The 14,862-nt window shown below is 72.0% G+C and carries 16 protein-coding genes and 6 tRNA genes; 13 read left to right on the plus strand and 9 right to left on the minus strand.

Translation table 11 applies throughout. The features are described 5' to 3' along the window. Positions 1-5: 5 nt before the first annotated feature. Positions 6-824, plus strand: a complete 819-nt coding sequence (locus ACZ619_RS12050; protein ID WP_365345547.1) for a TrmH family RNA methyltransferase — start codon at positions 6-8, stop codon at positions 822-824. Between the two features lie 9 nt (positions 825-833). Here the strand turns inward: ACZ619_RS12050 and ACZ619_RS12055 are convergent, their stop codons facing one another. Next, the gene (locus tag ACZ619_RS12055; RefSeq protein WP_469597526.1) at positions 834-2,141 is read right to left on the minus strand and encodes a serine/threonine-protein kinase; all 1,308 of its coding nucleotides are present in this window, start codon (positions 2,139-2,141) and stop codon (positions 834-836) included. A 196-nt stretch (positions 2,142-2,337) separates the two neighbouring features. Here ACZ619_RS12055 and ACZ619_RS12060 point away from each other — a divergent pair, with 196 nt between their 5' ends. The 4 genes from ACZ619_RS12060 (at position 2,338) to ACZ619_RS12075 (ending at position 4,692) form a co-directional block, all read left to right on the plus strand. Next, entirely contained in the window at positions 2,338-2,613 is a 276-nt protein-coding gene (locus ACZ619_RS12060; RefSeq protein ID WP_469597403.1) for a hypothetical protein, read from the plus strand. 209 nt (positions 2,614-2,822) lie between these two features. Continuing rightward, positions 2,823-2,999 carry a hypothetical protein gene (locus ACZ619_RS12065; RefSeq protein ID WP_469597406.1) on the plus strand — a complete coding sequence of 59 codons (177 nt, stop codon included), beginning with the start codon at positions 2,823-2,825 and terminating at the stop codon, positions 2,997-2,999. Between the two features lie 333 nt (positions 3,000-3,332). Then, positions 3,333-4,247, plus strand: coding sequence for a phosphotransferase family protein (locus tag ACZ619_RS12070; protein ID WP_469597409.1), 915 nt, complete (start codon positions 3,333-3,335; stop codon positions 4,245-4,247). A gap of 145 nt (positions 4,248-4,392) precedes the next feature. Beyond that, complete coding sequence (locus tag ACZ619_RS12075; RefSeq protein WP_469597412.1) at positions 4,393-4,692, plus strand: TFIIB-type zinc ribbon-containing protein; 300 nt, start codon at positions 4,393-4,395, stop codon at positions 4,690-4,692. Between the two features lie 50 nt (positions 4,693-4,742). Here ACZ619_RS12075 and ACZ619_RS12080 read toward each other — a convergent pair. The 5 genes from ACZ619_RS12080 to ACZ619_RS12100 all read right to left on the minus strand — a co-directional run bounded on the left by ACZ619_RS12080 (position 4,743) and on the right by ACZ619_RS12100 (position 5,212). Continuing rightward, positions 4,743-4,814, minus strand: a tRNA-Val gene (locus ACZ619_RS12080). 34 nt (positions 4,815-4,848) lie between these two features. Then, positions 4,849-4,920: transfer RNA gene (locus ACZ619_RS12085), tRNA-Val, on the minus strand. A 34-nt stretch (positions 4,921-4,954) separates the two neighbouring features. Beyond that, positions 4,955-5,026: transfer RNA gene (locus ACZ619_RS12090), tRNA-Val, on the minus strand. Between the two features lies 1 nt (position 5,027). Continuing rightward, a tRNA-Cys gene (locus ACZ619_RS12095) sits at positions 5,028-5,101 on the minus strand. Positions 5,102-5,139: 38 nt separating this feature from the next. Further along, positions 5,140-5,212, minus strand: a tRNA-Gly gene (locus ACZ619_RS12100). 178 nt (positions 5,213-5,390) lie between these two features. On the opposite strand from ACZ619_RS12100, the gene ACZ619_RS12105 reads away from it, so the two are divergent. The 3 genes from ACZ619_RS12105 to ACZ619_RS12115 all read left to right on the plus strand — a co-directional run bounded on the left by ACZ619_RS12105 (position 5,391) and on the right by ACZ619_RS12115 (position 8,223). Then, on the plus strand, positions 5,391-6,434 hold the full coding sequence (locus ACZ619_RS12105) for a chorismate-binding protein (protein WP_469597414.1): 1,044 nt from the start codon (positions 5,391-5,393) through the stop codon (positions 6,432-6,434). After that, positions 6,431-7,252 (plus strand): aminotransferase class IV, encoded by an 822-nt coding sequence (locus tag ACZ619_RS12110; RefSeq protein ID WP_469597416.1) that lies wholly within the window; start codon positions 6,431-6,433, stop codon positions 7,250-7,252. Before ACZ619_RS12105 ends, ACZ619_RS12110 begins: the two co-directional genes overlap by 4 nt. Positions 7,253-7,398: 146 nt before the next feature. Next, a complete protein-coding gene (locus ACZ619_RS12115; RefSeq protein ID WP_469597418.1) occupies positions 7,399-8,223 on the plus strand; it encodes a GNAT family N-acetyltransferase in 825 nt (274 codons plus the stop codon). A 293-nt stretch (positions 8,224-8,516) separates the two neighbouring features. On the opposite strand, the gene ACZ619_RS12120 is transcribed toward ACZ619_RS12115, so the two are convergent. Then, positions 8,517-9,035 (minus strand): DsbA family protein, encoded by a 519-nt coding sequence (locus ACZ619_RS12120; RefSeq protein ID WP_469597420.1) that lies wholly within the window; start codon positions 9,033-9,035, stop codon positions 8,517-8,519. Between the two features lie 211 nt (positions 9,036-9,246). Between ACZ619_RS12120 and ACZ619_RS12125 the strand changes: the two genes are divergently transcribed. Both ACZ619_RS12125 and ACZ619_RS12130 read left to right on the plus strand, forming a co-directional pair. Continuing rightward, positions 9,247-9,711: a hypothetical protein gene (locus ACZ619_RS12125; RefSeq protein ID WP_469597422.1), complete on the plus strand. Its 465-nt coding sequence runs from the start codon at positions 9,247-9,249 to the stop codon at positions 9,709-9,711. A 252-nt stretch (positions 9,712-9,963) separates the two neighbouring features. Continuing rightward, the gene (locus tag ACZ619_RS12130; protein WP_469597424.1) at positions 9,964-10,116 is read left to right on the plus strand and encodes a hypothetical protein; all 153 of its coding nucleotides are present in this window, start codon (positions 9,964-9,966) and stop codon (positions 10,114-10,116) included. Positions 10,117-10,245: 129 nt separating this feature from the next. Here the strand turns inward: ACZ619_RS12130 and ACZ619_RS12135 are convergent, their stop codons facing one another. Further along, positions 10,246-10,806, minus strand: coding sequence for a CGNR zinc finger domain-containing protein (locus ACZ619_RS12135; protein WP_469597427.1), 561 nt, complete (start codon positions 10,804-10,806; stop codon positions 10,246-10,248). Between the two features lie 271 nt (positions 10,807-11,077). Further along, positions 11,078-11,491, minus strand: a complete 414-nt coding sequence (locus ACZ619_RS12140) for an SsgA family sporulation/cell division regulator (protein ID WP_004002642.1) — start codon at positions 11,489-11,491, stop codon at positions 11,078-11,080. Positions 11,492-11,682: 191 nt separating this feature from the next. Here ACZ619_RS12140 and ACZ619_RS12145 point away from each other — a divergent pair, with 191 nt between their 5' ends. The 3 genes from ACZ619_RS12145 (at position 11,683) to ACZ619_RS12155 (ending at position 14,851) form a co-directional block, all read left to right on the plus strand. Next, complete coding sequence (locus tag ACZ619_RS12145; RefSeq protein WP_469597429.1) at positions 11,683-12,162, plus strand: TIGR02611 family protein; 480 nt, start codon at positions 11,683-11,685, stop codon at positions 12,160-12,162. Positions 12,163-12,237: 75 nt separating this feature from the next. Beyond that, positions 12,238-12,309, plus strand: a tRNA-Val gene (locus tag ACZ619_RS12150). A 1,255-nt stretch (positions 12,310-13,564) separates the two neighbouring features. Beyond that, complete coding sequence (locus tag ACZ619_RS12155; RefSeq protein WP_469597431.1) at positions 13,565-14,851, plus strand: ABC transporter substrate-binding protein; 1,287 nt, start codon at positions 13,565-13,567, stop codon at positions 14,849-14,851. Positions 14,852-14,862 lie beyond the last annotated feature (11 nt).

The raw sequence follows: 14,862 nt of genomic DNA on the forward strand, positions 1-14,862 counted from the left end.
ACCCTGTGGCCGATCTCATCACCGTTGAGGATCCCGACGACCCGCGCCTCCGTGACTACACGGGCCTGACCGACGTCGAGTTGCGCCGCAAGCGCGAACCGGCCGAGGGCCTGTTCATCGCCGAGGGCGAGAAGGTCATCCGCAGGGCGAAGGACGCGGGCTACGAGATGCGCTCGATGCTGCTGTCGGCCAAGTGGGTCGACGTCATGCGCGATGTCATCGACGAGCTCCCGGCCCCCGTCTACGCGGTCAGCCCGGAGCTCGCCGAGAAGGTCACCGGCTACCACGTGCACCGCGGCGCGCTCGCCTCCATGCAGCGCAAGCCGCTGCCGACGGCGACCGAACTGCTGCGCACCGCCCGCCGGGTCGTCGTCATGGAGTCGGTCAACGACCACACCAACATCGGCGCGATCTTCCGCTCCGCGGCGGCCCTCGGCATGGACGCGGTGCTGCTCTCCCCGGACTGCGCGGACCCGCTCTACCGCCGCAGCGTGAAGGTCTCGATGGGTGCGGTGTTCTCGGTGCCGTACGCCCGGCTCGACACCTGGCCCAAGGGGCTGGACTCGGTCCGCGAGGCCGGGTTCACCCTGCTCGCCCTCACCCCGGACGAGAAGGCCCGCAGCCTGGACGAGGCCGCCCCGCACCGGATGGACAGGGTCGCCCTGATGCTCGGCGCGGAGGGCGACGGCCTCTCCACGCAGGCGCTGGTCGCCGCCGACGAGTGGGTGCGCATCCCGATGTCCCACGGCGTCGACTCCCTCAACGTCGGCGCGGCCGCCGCGGTCGCCTTCTACGCGGTGACCGCGGGCCGCCCCGAGGCGTAGGGCCGGCGGCTACTCCCTGAGGGCCGCCGTCTTCGCCGGTACGGAACCGCCGGGCACGCCCATCCCGTGCGCGGGTCCGGAACAGCCCTGGGCCACCGCGATCCCGAGCGCGACCAGCAGGGTCACCACGACGAACACGAACAGCCGCTGGCGCAGCAGGCGCGGATTGGCCGGCCGCCGTCCGGTGCCCGTGGGGCGCGGCCGCCCGGTGCCGCTGCGCGGCGCGGGCCGGCCGCCGGTGCCGGGACGGGTGCCGCTGCCACGGGGCGCGGGGGTGGGACGCGCGCCGCCCGGCCGCGACGGAACCCCGCCGTTCGGGCGCGGGCCGCTGCCGCCGCGCGAGGGCGCGTTGCCCCGCACCGGGATGCCCGGCGAGGACGGCGACCGCCGCTGGGTGCGCTGCGTGTCCGGGTAGGTGTCGGCGAGCCGCCCGGTGGGCCGGTCCGCCTCCCCGGCCCGCGGCGCCGGCGGCCGTACGTCGGCCAGCCCCTGCGCCTCACGGGCGGCGATCTCCTTCAGCCGCAGCGACAGCTGAAGCGTGCTCGGCCGGTCCTCCGGGTCCTTCGCCAGACAGGCCCGCACCAGCGGCGCGAGCGCGTCCGGTACGCCGTGCAGGTGCGGCTCCTCGTGGACCACGCGGTAGAGCATCACCTCGGAACTGCCGTGCCCGAAGGGCGAGTCACCCGTCGAGGCGTACGCCAGGGTGGCGCCGAGCGAGAACACGTCCGTGGCCGGGGTGACGGCCGCCCCGCGCACCTGCTCGGGCGCCAGGAACCCGGGGGAGCCCACCGCCGTGCCGACGTGGGTGAGGGTGGAGGCGCCGGTGGCCCAGGCGATGCCGAAGTCGATGATCCGCGGGCCCTTGGGGGACAGCAGGATGTTGGACGGCTTGAGGTCCCGGTGGACGACCCCGGCCTCGTGCACCGCGACCAGTCCCTCGGACAGCGCGGCGCCGACCGCCGCGGCCTCCGCCGCGCCCAGGGCGCCCTCGTCGGCGACCTTGTCGTGCAGCGAGGGGCCGGGCACGTACTGGGTGGCGAACCACGGCCGGTCGGCGTCCAGGTCCGCCGCGACCAGCCGTGCCGTGCAGCCGCCCCTGATCCGCCGGGCCGCGGAGACCTCACGGGCGAACCGGGACCGGAACTCCTGGTCCTCCGCCAGATCGGGCCGGATCACCTTCAGCGCGACCCGCTGCCCCTTCTTGTCGGAGCCGAGGTAGACCACGCCCATACCACCGGCGCCGAGCCTTCTGTGAAGCCTGAACGAGCCGACGACGCGCGGGTCCTCGCGCCTCAGGCGCATCATCGCCATGTTCATCCCCGCTGCCCGGTCCGTCTGACGTGGCACAGCTTACGTTTACCGGGCCGCCCGTGCGCAGAGGCCGCGCCCTCTCGGCCCGACGGATTGTCAGTGCCGGGTGCGAGACTTGAGGAGTGGTCAGGAAGGCGCCGTAATGAGCGCCTTTGAGTACCCGTCTGCTCCAACAAGCCGTCACAGAAGGGGGATTGAAGCTGTGAAGGGTGACCGAGTGGAGATAGTCGTGGACGCCGGCGACACGACCCGCACCTATGAGGTGGTGGCGAGCAGGGCGGGCCGCCGGGTCGAGACGGCGGTACGCCGAGGGGTGGTCGAAGTGAGCGAAGTCACGCGCAACGGCACGGTCGTCCGCACGGCCCGTTTCATGGCCAACCGGGTGCTGGCCCTCGTCGAGCAGCCGGTGCCCCGCGAGGACAGCTCGGAAATACCGGGAAGGACCGGGCACCCCCTCAGGGAAGACCCCGAGAGGTAGGACGAGACGTAGGACCCGGTCTCCACCCAGGGGAGTAGAACGCAGTTCATGGCTCATCCTCCGGGAGGCCCGGGATTCGGTACGAGGGCATGACGCCCGCCGTAGCCCACACGCCTAGATTTGAGGTCAAGCGGCGGGTGCAGCACTCGTCCCCCGAGGTCAGACACCCGCCGCTGCCAAGGACAACCAAGACGGTCAGGAGAGGGACCATGGCCCTTACGGCACAGCGGACACACACCACCCGCCCGCGCCGGCAGGGCCGTCGCCACCCGCTGGTGGCGACGCTCATGGCCCTTCCCCTGGCGGCCCTGCTCCTCGTCGTCTTCGACGGCTGGGAGACGGTGGCCACACAGGCGTCGTCCGTGGGCGTGATGCTGGGGCGCTGAGCGGCGACCCCAGGCCCGGAAGAGCGGTCCGGGCGGGGACATCCACCCATGAAACCCCGTGGGGACGGGGGTGCGGCGGACGGCAAAAATGCCGGCGCAGCTGGGGAGCTGCGCCGGCATTGCTTTTCCCCGGGCGCGAGACCCCGGGTCCCTCGACGAGCCGTCCGGCCCATGAGGGCAGGGTGCGCGCGGCCGGGTCCGTGCCGACGTTGTGCCGCGGCGGTCCCGCACCGCACGGACCGATCCCCTCCGGCGCCGGGCGGAGGGAGAGACGGAGCGGGCGCACGGTTCCCGCGTACGCTCGGCGCACCGCACCGCACACCCGGGGGACCCTTGACGACCGCAGACGTACTGCCCGAGCTGACCGCCAAGGTCAGGGCCGCCGCCCACGCGGACCCGGCGGCCCCCTGCGTCTGCGGCACCGTCACCCTCGCCGACCGCTCCGACACCACGGTCCTCCGCCACGCGGCCACCGTCGCCAAGGCGCACGCCCCCGGCACCGACCCCGCCTGCCTCGCCCTGCGCCTGGAGGCGGCCGCCGCTCTCCCCGGCGTCTTCCTCGCGCCCCTCTCCCCGGCCACCCTCGTCGGCTCCCGCCCGGTCACCCTCTGGCCGTACGGCCGGCCGGTGGACCCCGACGACCCCGCCGCCGCCCCCTGGGAAGCCGCCGCCACCCTCCTGGCCCGCCTCCACCGCACCCCGCCCGACCCGGCCACCCCGCCCATGCGCGGCCCCGCCAAGGCGGCCCACGCCATCGCCCGGCTCGACGCGGCGCTCGCCGTGGCGGGCCCCCACCCCGCCGCCCCGCCCGTTCTGCGCGCCTGGGCCGCCCTGCCCGCCTGGGCCCGCGCCGAGGCCCCGATGCCCGAGACCCCCGCCCTCTGTCACGGCGACCTCCACCTCGGCCAGCTGGTCCGGCACCCCGCGCCGGACGGCCCCTGGCGGCTCATCGACGTCGACGACCTCGGCGCCGGAGTCCCCGCCTGGGACCTCGCCCGCCCCGCCTCCTGGTACGCCTGCGGGCTGCTCCCGCCCGACGAGTGGACCCGTTTCCTCGCCGCCTACCGAGCGGCCGGCGGTCCGGCCGTACCGCCGGACGGCGACCCCTGGCCCGCCCTGGACGTCCCGGCCCGCGCCCTCACCGTCCAGACCGCCGCGCGCTACCTCGCCAAGGCGCTCGCGGCGGACCGGCCCCTGGACGAGGTCCAGCGGTCCCTGATCGACGCCTGTGCCCGGATGGTCCCGTAATGGCCCCGGAGTGCCGCCTAAGGGCCCCGGTTCACGCCCGGTTGACGTCCGGATTCCCGAAGTAGGCTGCAACCGACCGGGGTCGGACGGAGTCTGTCCCGGGGAAACACGAAGCAGTATCGACCGGCGAGGAGTTGAGCCGACCATGCATTGTCCGAAGTGCCATGCGCCGATGCACACCTACAACCGCAGTGGCGTCCAGATCGAGCAGTGCAGCGGCTGCCGGGGCATCTTCCTCGACTACGGCGAGCTGGAGGCGCTGACCCAGATGGAGTCCCAGTGGGCGAAGCCCGTCCCGCCGGCCCCGCAGGCGTACCCGGCCCCGCCCGCGCCGGCCTGGGGTGCCCCGCAGCACGGCGGCCACCACGGTGGTCACCACGGCGGTCACGGCCACCACGGCGGCCACCACAACAAGAGCTGGGCCCACATGCTCTTCTCCAGCTGAACACGGAAGAGCCCCGGCCGTTCGAGACGGCCGGGGCTCTTCCGGTGATGTGGACGATACTGGGATTGAACCAGTGACCTCTTCCGTGTCAGGGAAGCGCTCTCCCGCTGAGCTAATCGTCCTCGGGACCACGATCCGAAGATCGCGGGCACTGCGTGCGCGATACTGGGATTGAACCAGTGACCTCTTCCGTGTCAGGGAAGCGCTCTCCCGCTGAGCTAATCGCGCGGGACGGATTCCAGACCTTTCGGTCGAGATCCAGTGGACGATACTGGGATTGAACCAGTGACCTCTTCCGTGTCAGGGAAGCGCTCTCCCGCTGAGCTAATCGTCCTTGGAGGTGGAGACGGGATTTGAACCCGTGTAGACGGCTTTGCAGGCCGTTGCCTCGCCTCTCGGCCACTCCACCAGGAGTGTAGGGGATCGGGAAGACCCCTCATTCCTTCGAGCGGACGACGAGGCTCGAACTCGCGACCTCAACCTTGGCAAGGTTGCGCTCTACCAACTGAGCTACGTCCGCCTGTCGTTTCGGTCCGCTCTCGCGTCCCGGCGACGTGTTGAACTCTAGCGGATTCCCGGGCCAGCACAAAAACGCGTTTGCGCAGCGTGCTGCGCCGGACCCGGCGGACTGCGTGGTCAGGGCACCCTCGCCGACATGCCCGGGTCACCCCCAGGACACCCGCCATAGACTCGACGACGTGCTCCGTCTCCCTGCTCTCGCCCGGTTCGGCCACCGTGTGGCCACCGGTCTCCTCGACGTCACCAGCGATCCCGCGGCCCTCGAATCCACCGGTTTCTGGGCCGTCTGCGCGGACTTCGGGGGGCGCCTGACCTGCGCCCGTTTCGGCCACGTACGGGAGGAGACGGTGCCCGCGCCGGTGCCGGGGCGGTGGCGGGGCCCGGCGGTCGGTGACTGGACGTCGTCCCTCGACCGCGCGGCGTACACGGCGGCCGTGCGGCGGATCCGCGCCCACATCGCGGCCGGCGAGGTCTACCAGGCCAACCTCTGCCGCGTCCTGTCCGCGCCGGTGGCCCCGGACGCCGACGTGGACGCCCTGACCGCGCTGCTGGCCCGCGGCAACCCGGCGCCGTATGCCGGAACGATTCGCCTGCCGGAGCACGGGGTGGAGATCTCCACCGCCTCGCCCGAGCTGTTCCTGCGCCGGGCGGGCCGGACCGTGGAGAGCGGGCCCATCAAGGGCACCGGCCGCACCGAGGCGGACCTCCTGGAGAAGGACTACGCCGAGAACGTGATGATCGTGGACCTGGTCCGCAACGACATCGGGCGCGTCTGCGCCACCGGCACGGTGACCGTCCCCGACCTGTGCGCCGTGGAGAAGCACCCGGGCCTCGTCCACCTGGTCTCCGCGGTCCGGGGCGAGCTGCGCGCGGACGCCGGCTGGCCCGAGCTGCTCGCCGCCGCCTTCCCGCCCGGCTCCGTCACGGGCGCGCCGAAGTCGAGCGCCCTGCGGATCATCGAGGCACTGGAGACCGCCCCGCGCGGCCCGTACTGCGGCGGGATCGGCTGGGTCGACGCGGACCGCGGGACCGGCGAGCTGGCCGTGGGCATCCGCACCTTCTGGATCGACCGGGCGGCGTCGGTCCTGCGGTTCGGCACCGGCGCCGGGATCACCTGGGGTTCCGACCCCGAGGGCGAGTGGCGGGAGACCGAGCTGAAGGCCGCCAGGCTGCTCGCGGTAGCGTCGGGGGCGTACGACATGGACCAAGGGGGTCTCAGGTGAAGATCTGGCTGGACGGCGGGTTGCGGGACATCGAGTCCGCGCGTGTCTCCGTCTTCGACCACGGGCTGACCGTCGGGGACGGCGTCTTCGAGACGGTGAAGGCGACCGGGGGCGAGCCCTTCGCGCTCACCCGCCATCTCGACCGGCTGACCCGCTCGGCGCGGGGCCTCGGCCTGCCCGACCCCGACCACGACGAGGTGCGCCGGGCCTGCGCGGCGGTCCTCGCGGCCAACCCGATGCCGCTCGGCCGGCTGCGCATCACCTACACCGGCGGCCACGGCCCGCTCGGCTCCGACCGCGGCGAGCACGGGCCGACCCTGGTCGTCGCCCTCGGCGAGACCGGCCGCCGCCCCGACTGCACCGCCGTCATCACCGTCCCCTGGACCCGCAACGAGCGCGGCGCCCTCACCGGACTGAAGACGACGTCCTACGCCGAGAACGTCGTCGCGCTCGCCCGCGCCCACCAACACGGCGCCTCCGAGGCCCTGTTCGCCAACACCGTCGGACAGCTCTGCGAGGGCACCGGCTCCAACGTCTTCGTCGTCCTCGGCGGCGAGATCCACACCCCGCCGGTCGCCTCCGGCTGCCTGGCGGGCATCACCCGCGCCCTGGCCGTGGAGTGGACCGGCGCCAAGGAGACCGACCTGCCCCTGGACGTCCTGGAGCGGGCCGAGGAGGTCTTCCTCACCTCCACCCTGCGCGACGTCCAGGCCGTGCACCGGATCGACGACCGCGAACTCCCCGGCGCCCCCGGCCCGGTGACCGCCAAGGCGATGCGGATCTTCGACGAGCGGTCGGGCCAGGACCTCGACCCGTAGGGGAGCGGCTCGTGGGGGTGCCGGGAAGCAGGGGGCGGCGGCTCGTGGGGGACTCCGGCTGGCACGGCGGCTCGTAGGGGAGCGGCTCGTGGGGGCGCCGGGAAAATGGGCTGCTGCGCGGTCCCCGCGCGGGTAGAAATCCCTTGATGACCACGACCCTGCGGCCGACCGAGCCGCTCCAGCGAGGTGCTGACGGGGCGCCGTCCCGCCGCTTCCAGGTGTGCGTGAACAGCCGCCCCGTCGGGTCGGTGAGCCTCTCCACCGACCCGTCCTTCGGGCCGTCCACCGCCGTGATCCACGACCTGCACGTCGAGGAACCCGACCGGGGCCGCGGCCGCGGCACGGTGGCCGCCCTCGCCGCCGAGGAGGTGGCCCGCGACTGGCGCTGCGCCCGCATCCGCGTCGACGTGCCCGCCGACGCGGGCGCGGCACTGCGGCTGGCCACGGCGCTCGGGTACGTGCACCGCAACCGCCGTATGGTGAAACCGCTCGGCGCGACCCCGCCCGGGCTGCCCGCGGGGAGCCGGGCGCGGCCCCTGACGGAGGCCGAGTTCGGCCCCTGGCTGGCGGCGGGCACGGTGGACTACGCGCAGGACTGGATCGACCGGGGCATCCCGGCCGAACTGGCGCTGGCCAAGTCGGAGAGGGACTACGCCGTGGGGCTGCCGCAGGGTCCGGCGACCCCGGACACCCTCCTCAGCGTCCTGGAGCACGAGGGAGTCAGGGTCGGCACCCTCTGGCTCGTCCTCGCCCGCGATCCCGCCTTCGTCTACGACGTCCTGGTCGACGAGGGCCGCCGGGGCCGGGGCCATGGACGCGCCCTCATGCTGCTGGCGGAGGCCCAGTCGATCGAGGCCGGGAAGCGTGCCCTCGGCCTCAACGTCTTCGCCGGCAACACCCCGGCGGAACGGCTCTACGAGTCGCTGGGGTACGTCACCACGTCGTACTCCCTGTGCAAGGACCTGATCTGAGGCCTTGGCCCACGCAGCCGACCCGGACATCTGCCCCGGACGTCTGATCCGGACATCTGATCCGGGCGGCCGATCCGGACATCCGATCCGCGTTCCCGATGCCGTCATCCGATCCGCGGTCCTGGTGTCGTCATCCGACTTGCTGCCCGATCCGCTGCCCATCCGGTGCCCGGCCCCGGGGATGATCCGGGCGGCGACCCGGGGTCGGCGCACGTGCGCGCGGAGGTGTCCTGGCCCGTGTCGGAGGTGTCGTAGGCCGGGCGGAGGCGGTCGGTGTCGGGGCCGGGGCCGGGCTACTCCTGGCCGGCCAGGAGCCGGTCGGCGATCTCCTCGATCCGCTTCCGCAGCCCCTCCTGGCCCTTGCCGCCGTCGAGGCGCTCGCCGCCGATGACATAGGTCGGGGTGCCGGTCACACCGATGGCCTTGCCCTCGGCCTGGTCGGCGTCGACGATCAGGATGTGCCGGCCGTCGACCAGCGCGGTGTCGAACTCCTCGGCGTCCAGGCCCAGTTCACCGGCCACCTGGACCAGGAAGGGTTCCCCTGCCCGGTCCAGCTCCTCGACCCGGCCCAGTACCGCCTCGACGTACTCCCAGCCCTTCCCCTGCTCCAGCGCCTCCTCGGCGGCCTGCGCGGCGGCGAAGGCGTGCTTGTGCTTCTCCAGCGGGAAGTGCCGCAGCCGCAGTTCCAGCCGGTCGCCGTACCGGGCGCGCAGGGCGCGGAGGTCGTCCAGGGCGCTGCGGCAGTCGGGGCACTGGAGTTCGCACCAGACGTCCAGGACCGGGGCGTCGGCGCGCGCGGGGGAGTCGTTCATGGTCACCAGTCTTCCAGGCCCGACTCCGTCGACCCAATCGGGACGGCTCGTACCTGGGGTGGAGACGACCCCGAGGGGACCCCGAGATGTCCCTGATTGTCAGGCCGGGGCATGGATCGCGCGGGCCTGGCGGTGCAGGATGGAAGGGGCGCGACGCGACACGTGCCCTTCGCCCCCGAGTACGCCCGACCGAGCCCGCCAGGAGGACCGGATGATCGCCGAGACAGTCTGCTCCGCCGTGTCCGCGGCCGGCCTGGGCATCGCCGTGGTCACCGCCTACCGCAAGCGGTATCTGGCGGCGGCCCGCATCGCCGCCTACTCGCTCGTGCCCGTCGGCCTGGTCATGACGGGTGTGGTCGGCTGGCTCGCCGACACCGCGTTCAGCCCGACCGCCTGGGCCGGCTTCGGCCTGCTCGGCGTGGCCTGGGCGCTGCTCGCCACCACGCGCGCCGTGGAGCGTCGGCGCGGCGGCACCCGCGCCGAGCGCAAGGCGGCCGCCCGGACCGCGCGGCGCGACGCCACCGCCCCCACGGCCTCCGCGCCGTCCCTGGCTCCCGCCACCCGCCCGACGGCCAGGCCCGCGGCGACGCCCCGCGGGACCGGCGCCGGCGCCGGCTCGGGCTCCGGCGACGACTTCAGCGACATCGAGGCCATCCTCAAGAAGCACGGGATATGACGCTCCCCGCGTGAGGCTGCGCGTGCCGCGCACCGCGGCCTGCGTGGGGCGATGCGGCTCGGTCCGGTCGCGGGCGCATGCATATGACAGTCACATGAGGCATTGAAACGACACAGTGCGGCAGCGGGGCGCGCGAAAGTGATCATGGGGCGACCGGAAGCGAAACGGACATCGCGGAATTCGGCGAACTCCCGCCTATTTCGGGCGTGTTGATCGCGCAGCGGGTGCCTGCTGGGTCATCATCGCCGCGAGATGCTGGACACGAAACAGAGCGAGGCCGTGCCGCCGAAGGACGAGCCGCGCGGGTGCCTCTTCGCCCTTTCCCAGCCACCGCTGATGATCTTCCTAGCGGTGATCGGGTGTCTGATTCTCATGGCTGCGCTGCACGACCTGCTGTGGCTGTGAGCCGTACCCGCCCGTCCCGGCGCCACCCGCCGGGACAGGCGTCGGCATCGACCGCCCCTCACGAGGGGGAGCCCCGGGCCGACCGCTCGGCCCGCTCGGGCGTTCCGACGGCCCCGCTCGCCCGTCGCCTCAGCTCGTCGCCTCCTTGCGACGCGCCCGGTACGCGGCGACGTGCAGGCGGTTTCCGCAGGTCCGGCTGTCGCAGTAGCGGCGGGACCGGTTGCGGGAGAGATCGACGAAGGCACGTCGGCAGTCGGGGGCCTCGCAGCGCCGCAGCCGCTCCTGCTCCCCGGCGACCACGAAGAACGCGAGCGCCATCCCGCAGTCCGCGGCGAGGTGGTCGGCCACGGAGGCGCCGGGCGCGAAGTAGTGCACATGCCAGTCGTAGCCGTCGTGGTTCGTGAGCTGCGGGGTGGTGCCGGCGGCGGCGACCAGCTCGTTGATCATCCCGGCGGCGACCTTGGCGTCCGGGGCCGCGAAGATCCCGGCGAACCGGCCGCGGACCTTGCGCACCGCCGACAGGTCGAACTCCGACAGCACGCCCACATCGCTGAAGTCGTGGTTTCGTACGAAATCCTGGAGCGCCGCGACGTCGGGCAGCCCGTCGGGCGCCGCGTCGTCCTCCGGCGCGGTGTTCACCAGATCCACCACGGCATCGAGGGAACACCGGGTGTCGTGGGTGATCAGCACGTTTCGCTCCCTGGCCTGAGGGTCGGGCGGTCGCCCGCCGATGGTGGCCGATGGTAGCGACATACGGCTTGCCCGCACCGTGCCCTGCCCCACTCGCTGCTGTCCCGTGGAACGGTCACCGCCCGCCGGGTGTTCCCGGGGGCTCACGGACACACCGGCGCCGCCCCCGTGACACATCACGGTGACGGCGCCGGTGCTGCCCTATGCGGTTGTCTAGGCCCGAGCCGTCTCCCCGAGTGGACGGCGCCGGGCGGCTTTCAGGGGCCTTGCCCTAACTCTCCGCCAGGATGTGCGAGAGCTCCTGATCGAGATCGAAGTGCCGGTGTTCCGTGCCGGGCGGCACGGCGGCGTCTGTTCGCTTCAGGAAGGACTCCAGGGCCCGCGCCGGGGCCTCGAGCAGAGCCTCACCCTCCGGAGAGCTCAGGGCGATGCAGACGACGCCCTGACCGTGGCTGCGGGACGGCCAGACGCGGACGTCGCCGGTGCCGGTGGGGCGGTGCAGCCCCTCGGCGAGGAGGTCGCGGGCGAACACCCACTCGACGGTCTCCTCGGCTCCGGTGTGGAAGGTGGCGTGCACGGCGTAGGGGTCGGCCGTGTCGTACCGCAGGCCTGCGGGGACAGGCAGGGAGGACTCGCTCGACACAACGAGGCGCAGGTGCAGCTCGCAGCTGACCGTGGTGTTCATAAGCGCCAGGGCCTTTCGCTCAGTGTGCGCTCGGGGATTCGCACGTCGGCGAAATCGACATGCCACCTACGGTGCCGTTGTAAACCCCTCTGAGTGTTTTGCGTGCCTTTACGTAACTCTTCCGGCCGAGAACCCGGACGTGATCTACGACCATTCCGGTGACCGGAATCGCTCGGGTAGGGTTTGGTCGTATGAATACGGGGAGTAACGAACTCGGCGGGGCCGCCGTGGCCCCGGACGGGACCGAGGTGGACGGGACGAAGACGGACGAGACGGATACGGACGGCGCCCGCGCCGAGCGGGGGCTGGGCTCCCGGGCGCCCGAGTTCGTCAAGGCGCGCCGGGCCCTGCACCTGAGCTGGCAGGTCGGCGTCTTCGTGGCGGGCCTGGCGGTCGTGATCGTCGGCATCATCATGCTGCCGTTGCCCGGGCCGGGCTGGGTGGTGATCTTCGGCGGCATGGCGATCTGGGCGACGGAGTTCGTCTGGGCCCAGCTGGTGCTCCGCTGGACGAAACGCAAGGTCACCGAGGCGGCACAGAAAGCACTCGACCCCAAGGTGCGCCGCCGCAACATCACGCTGACGGTGCTCGGGCTGGTGATCGTGGCCGGCCTGGTCGGGGTCTACCTCTCCCGGTTCGGGATAGTGATGCCCTGGAAGATCGAGGAGTGACCGGAGCACCGCTCCCGTGCCCCCGCGACTGGTCGGGGGCACCCCCTGACATGGGGTAATGTTCTTCCTGCGCCCGGGCGATTAGCTCAGTGGGAGAGCGCTTCGTTCACACCGAAGAGGTCACTGGTTCGAACCCAGTATCGCCCACCCGGAACTGCGGCCCACCTGCGAAAATGCAGGTGGGCCGCAGTCGTTCCCGGTGCGGTCGGCGCGCGGTGGCACCCTCGGTGGGGGAGCGGGTACGTCCGACCACGAGTCCCGCGGGGCGCGCTCGCGGACGCGCCACGACGGCGCTGGCCCACAGGGCCCCGACGGAGGCTGCCGCGGCCTCGACCGCTCACTGCGCCCCTCGACTGCCGCCGTACGGCTGTGCCGCTCCCTGGCGGGTGCGCAGGGGTGGTGATGGTGGCGGCTGTGGGGAGGCCGGCGGGGTGTGCGTAACCCTCGGTGTCCCAGGCCTCAGGTCTCAGGCACTCGTGACGGTCGAATCGGCACGGCTGGGTGCGGCCCCCGTCCTCGCCGCGGCCGGCCGATCGATCGCGAGCCTTCCCCCGAAACTGGCGCCCCTCCCGGCGCTCGTCCCGGCGCCCGTCTCGTCGTGCTCGGAGTGCTCCGCGAAGGCGGCTTCCAGTGGACCCGTCCCGAGAGCGGTGATCACGCTCAGTACACGAACCCCGCCGCGCCGCAGCCGGCGATCAGGGGGTCGTGATCTCCGGGTGAGACGGTTCGGCCCGGGGGAGCCGTCCCAATCGTCGGAGGTATCCCTCCCGTCGGCCGCGGCGAGGAAAGTCGCGTACCCACCCCCGTCCCGTCCCTCACCGTCTCCACCTTGCGCCCAACCCCGCATCTCCGTCACGGCCGCCCGCCCGCAAGGCTCCAGCAGCCCCAGCCTCCACCCCGACATCGGATCTCCGTCCACTCCAAGCCGCCGCCGGGACCCACTCCGGGCAGTCATCACACGCACCCGCAGACCACCCCGCCCGAGCCCTCACCCGCCCCCACGCAACGCCTCACCCAACGCCTCACCCCACCCCTCCCGCGCCTCTCCCGGCGCCCCCTGACTCCCCCTCACCCCTCCCCCTCGCCTCCCTGACCCCTGATCAGGCACCCCCTAACCCCGCCCCGCCCGGCTCGAACCGTCCGTCGAAGCCAAGCCGTAATCCCGGCTCGTGGCAGGCGACTTCACGTTCGGCCGGTCGATCGCGACCGTACTCACCTGCGCAGTTGTCCGCAGTCGGCGTCCGTGTCGGCGTCCCGGCCCGGCAGCGCGCCGTCCGCGGTCGCAAGAAATTCCTGTCCGAATCATTGACGCCTCACCGGCCCCTCCGTAACTTGTGCCAGCAAGCGCTTACTTGAAACGATTCATGCAGGCGGCAATGACGCTGCGGGGAGGGGCCCGACTGTGGGAACCAGCAGGAATGTTGAGAGGCGAACCATCCTGAAGGCGGCCGGTGCCTCGGCGGCCGCGCTCGGGCTGGCGGCGACGGCGGGGTGTGGCGGCGACAGCGGTTCCGGGGACGGGACGGTGACGATCCGTTACTCGTGGTGGGGCGCCGAGGAACGGGCGAAGAAGATCAACCAGACCATCGCGCTCTTCGAGAAGAAGTACCCGAAGATCAAGGTCAAGACCGACTTCCAGACGTATGCGTCCTTCTGGGAGAAGTTCCAGACCCAGGCCGCGGGTGGAAATCCCCCGGACGTTTTCCAGAATGCCGTCACCTTTCTTCGGAAGTACGACAAGCGAGGAATTCTCCTCGATCTCAAGTCGCAGGTTCAGGCGGGCAATCTGAGCCTGGATCACTTCCGGGCCGGCGTGACGAAGGTCGGCGAGGTCGACGGAAAGCAGCTCGGCGTCCCGGTCGGTTCGAACACCATGGCGCTGGTCATCGACAAGAAGGTCTTCGCGAAGGCGGGCGTCGAGCCGCACGAGGGCTGGACCTGGGACGACTACTTCAAGGCCCTCAAGACGATCCACGACAAGACGAAGGTCCCGGGGGACACGGGCTACTTCAGCATCATGTACCTGTACGACCTCTACCTGCGCCAGAACGGCAAGGCGTTCTACACCTCGGACGGACTCGGCTTCGACAAGGCCGACCTGACGGAGTGGTGGGCCGACGGCTACAGCCGCGTCAAGGCCGGTCTCGTGACCGACCCGAAGGTCGTCGCGCAGGACGTGCCCAAGTCCTCCCTCTCCGCCGGGCACGGTGCCTCGGAGTTCACCTGGGACAACTTCACCGTCCGCTACTCGGCGGAGGGCGACAGCACCTACGGCCTCGCCCCGATCCCGACCACGGACGGCAAGAACACCGGGCAGTACCTGGCCTCGCTGATGCTGAGCGCCTCCGCCCGTACCGCGCACCCCAAGGAAGTCGCGCAGTTCATCGACTTCATGGTCCACGACCCCGCGGTCGGCAAGATCATGGGCTACGACCGGGGCATCCTGGCGACCACCGACCAGTACGACGCGTTCAAGCCCGCCGACGAGGTGAGCAAGGAGATCGCGCAGTACGAGGTGGACACCGCCAAGGCCGGCGTCCTCGGCACGATCACCCCGCACCCCTCCGGTGCCGACACCATCGAGGCCGCCTTCCTGCGCATCGGCGGCGACCTCGGACAGGGCAAGACCAAGGTCGCGGACGCGGTGAAGCAGTTCTTCACCGAGTCCGAGGCCGCCTTCCAGGCCTGATAGGACCTGTC

Source organism: Streptomyces sp. NPDC104367 (assembly GCF_055583825.1).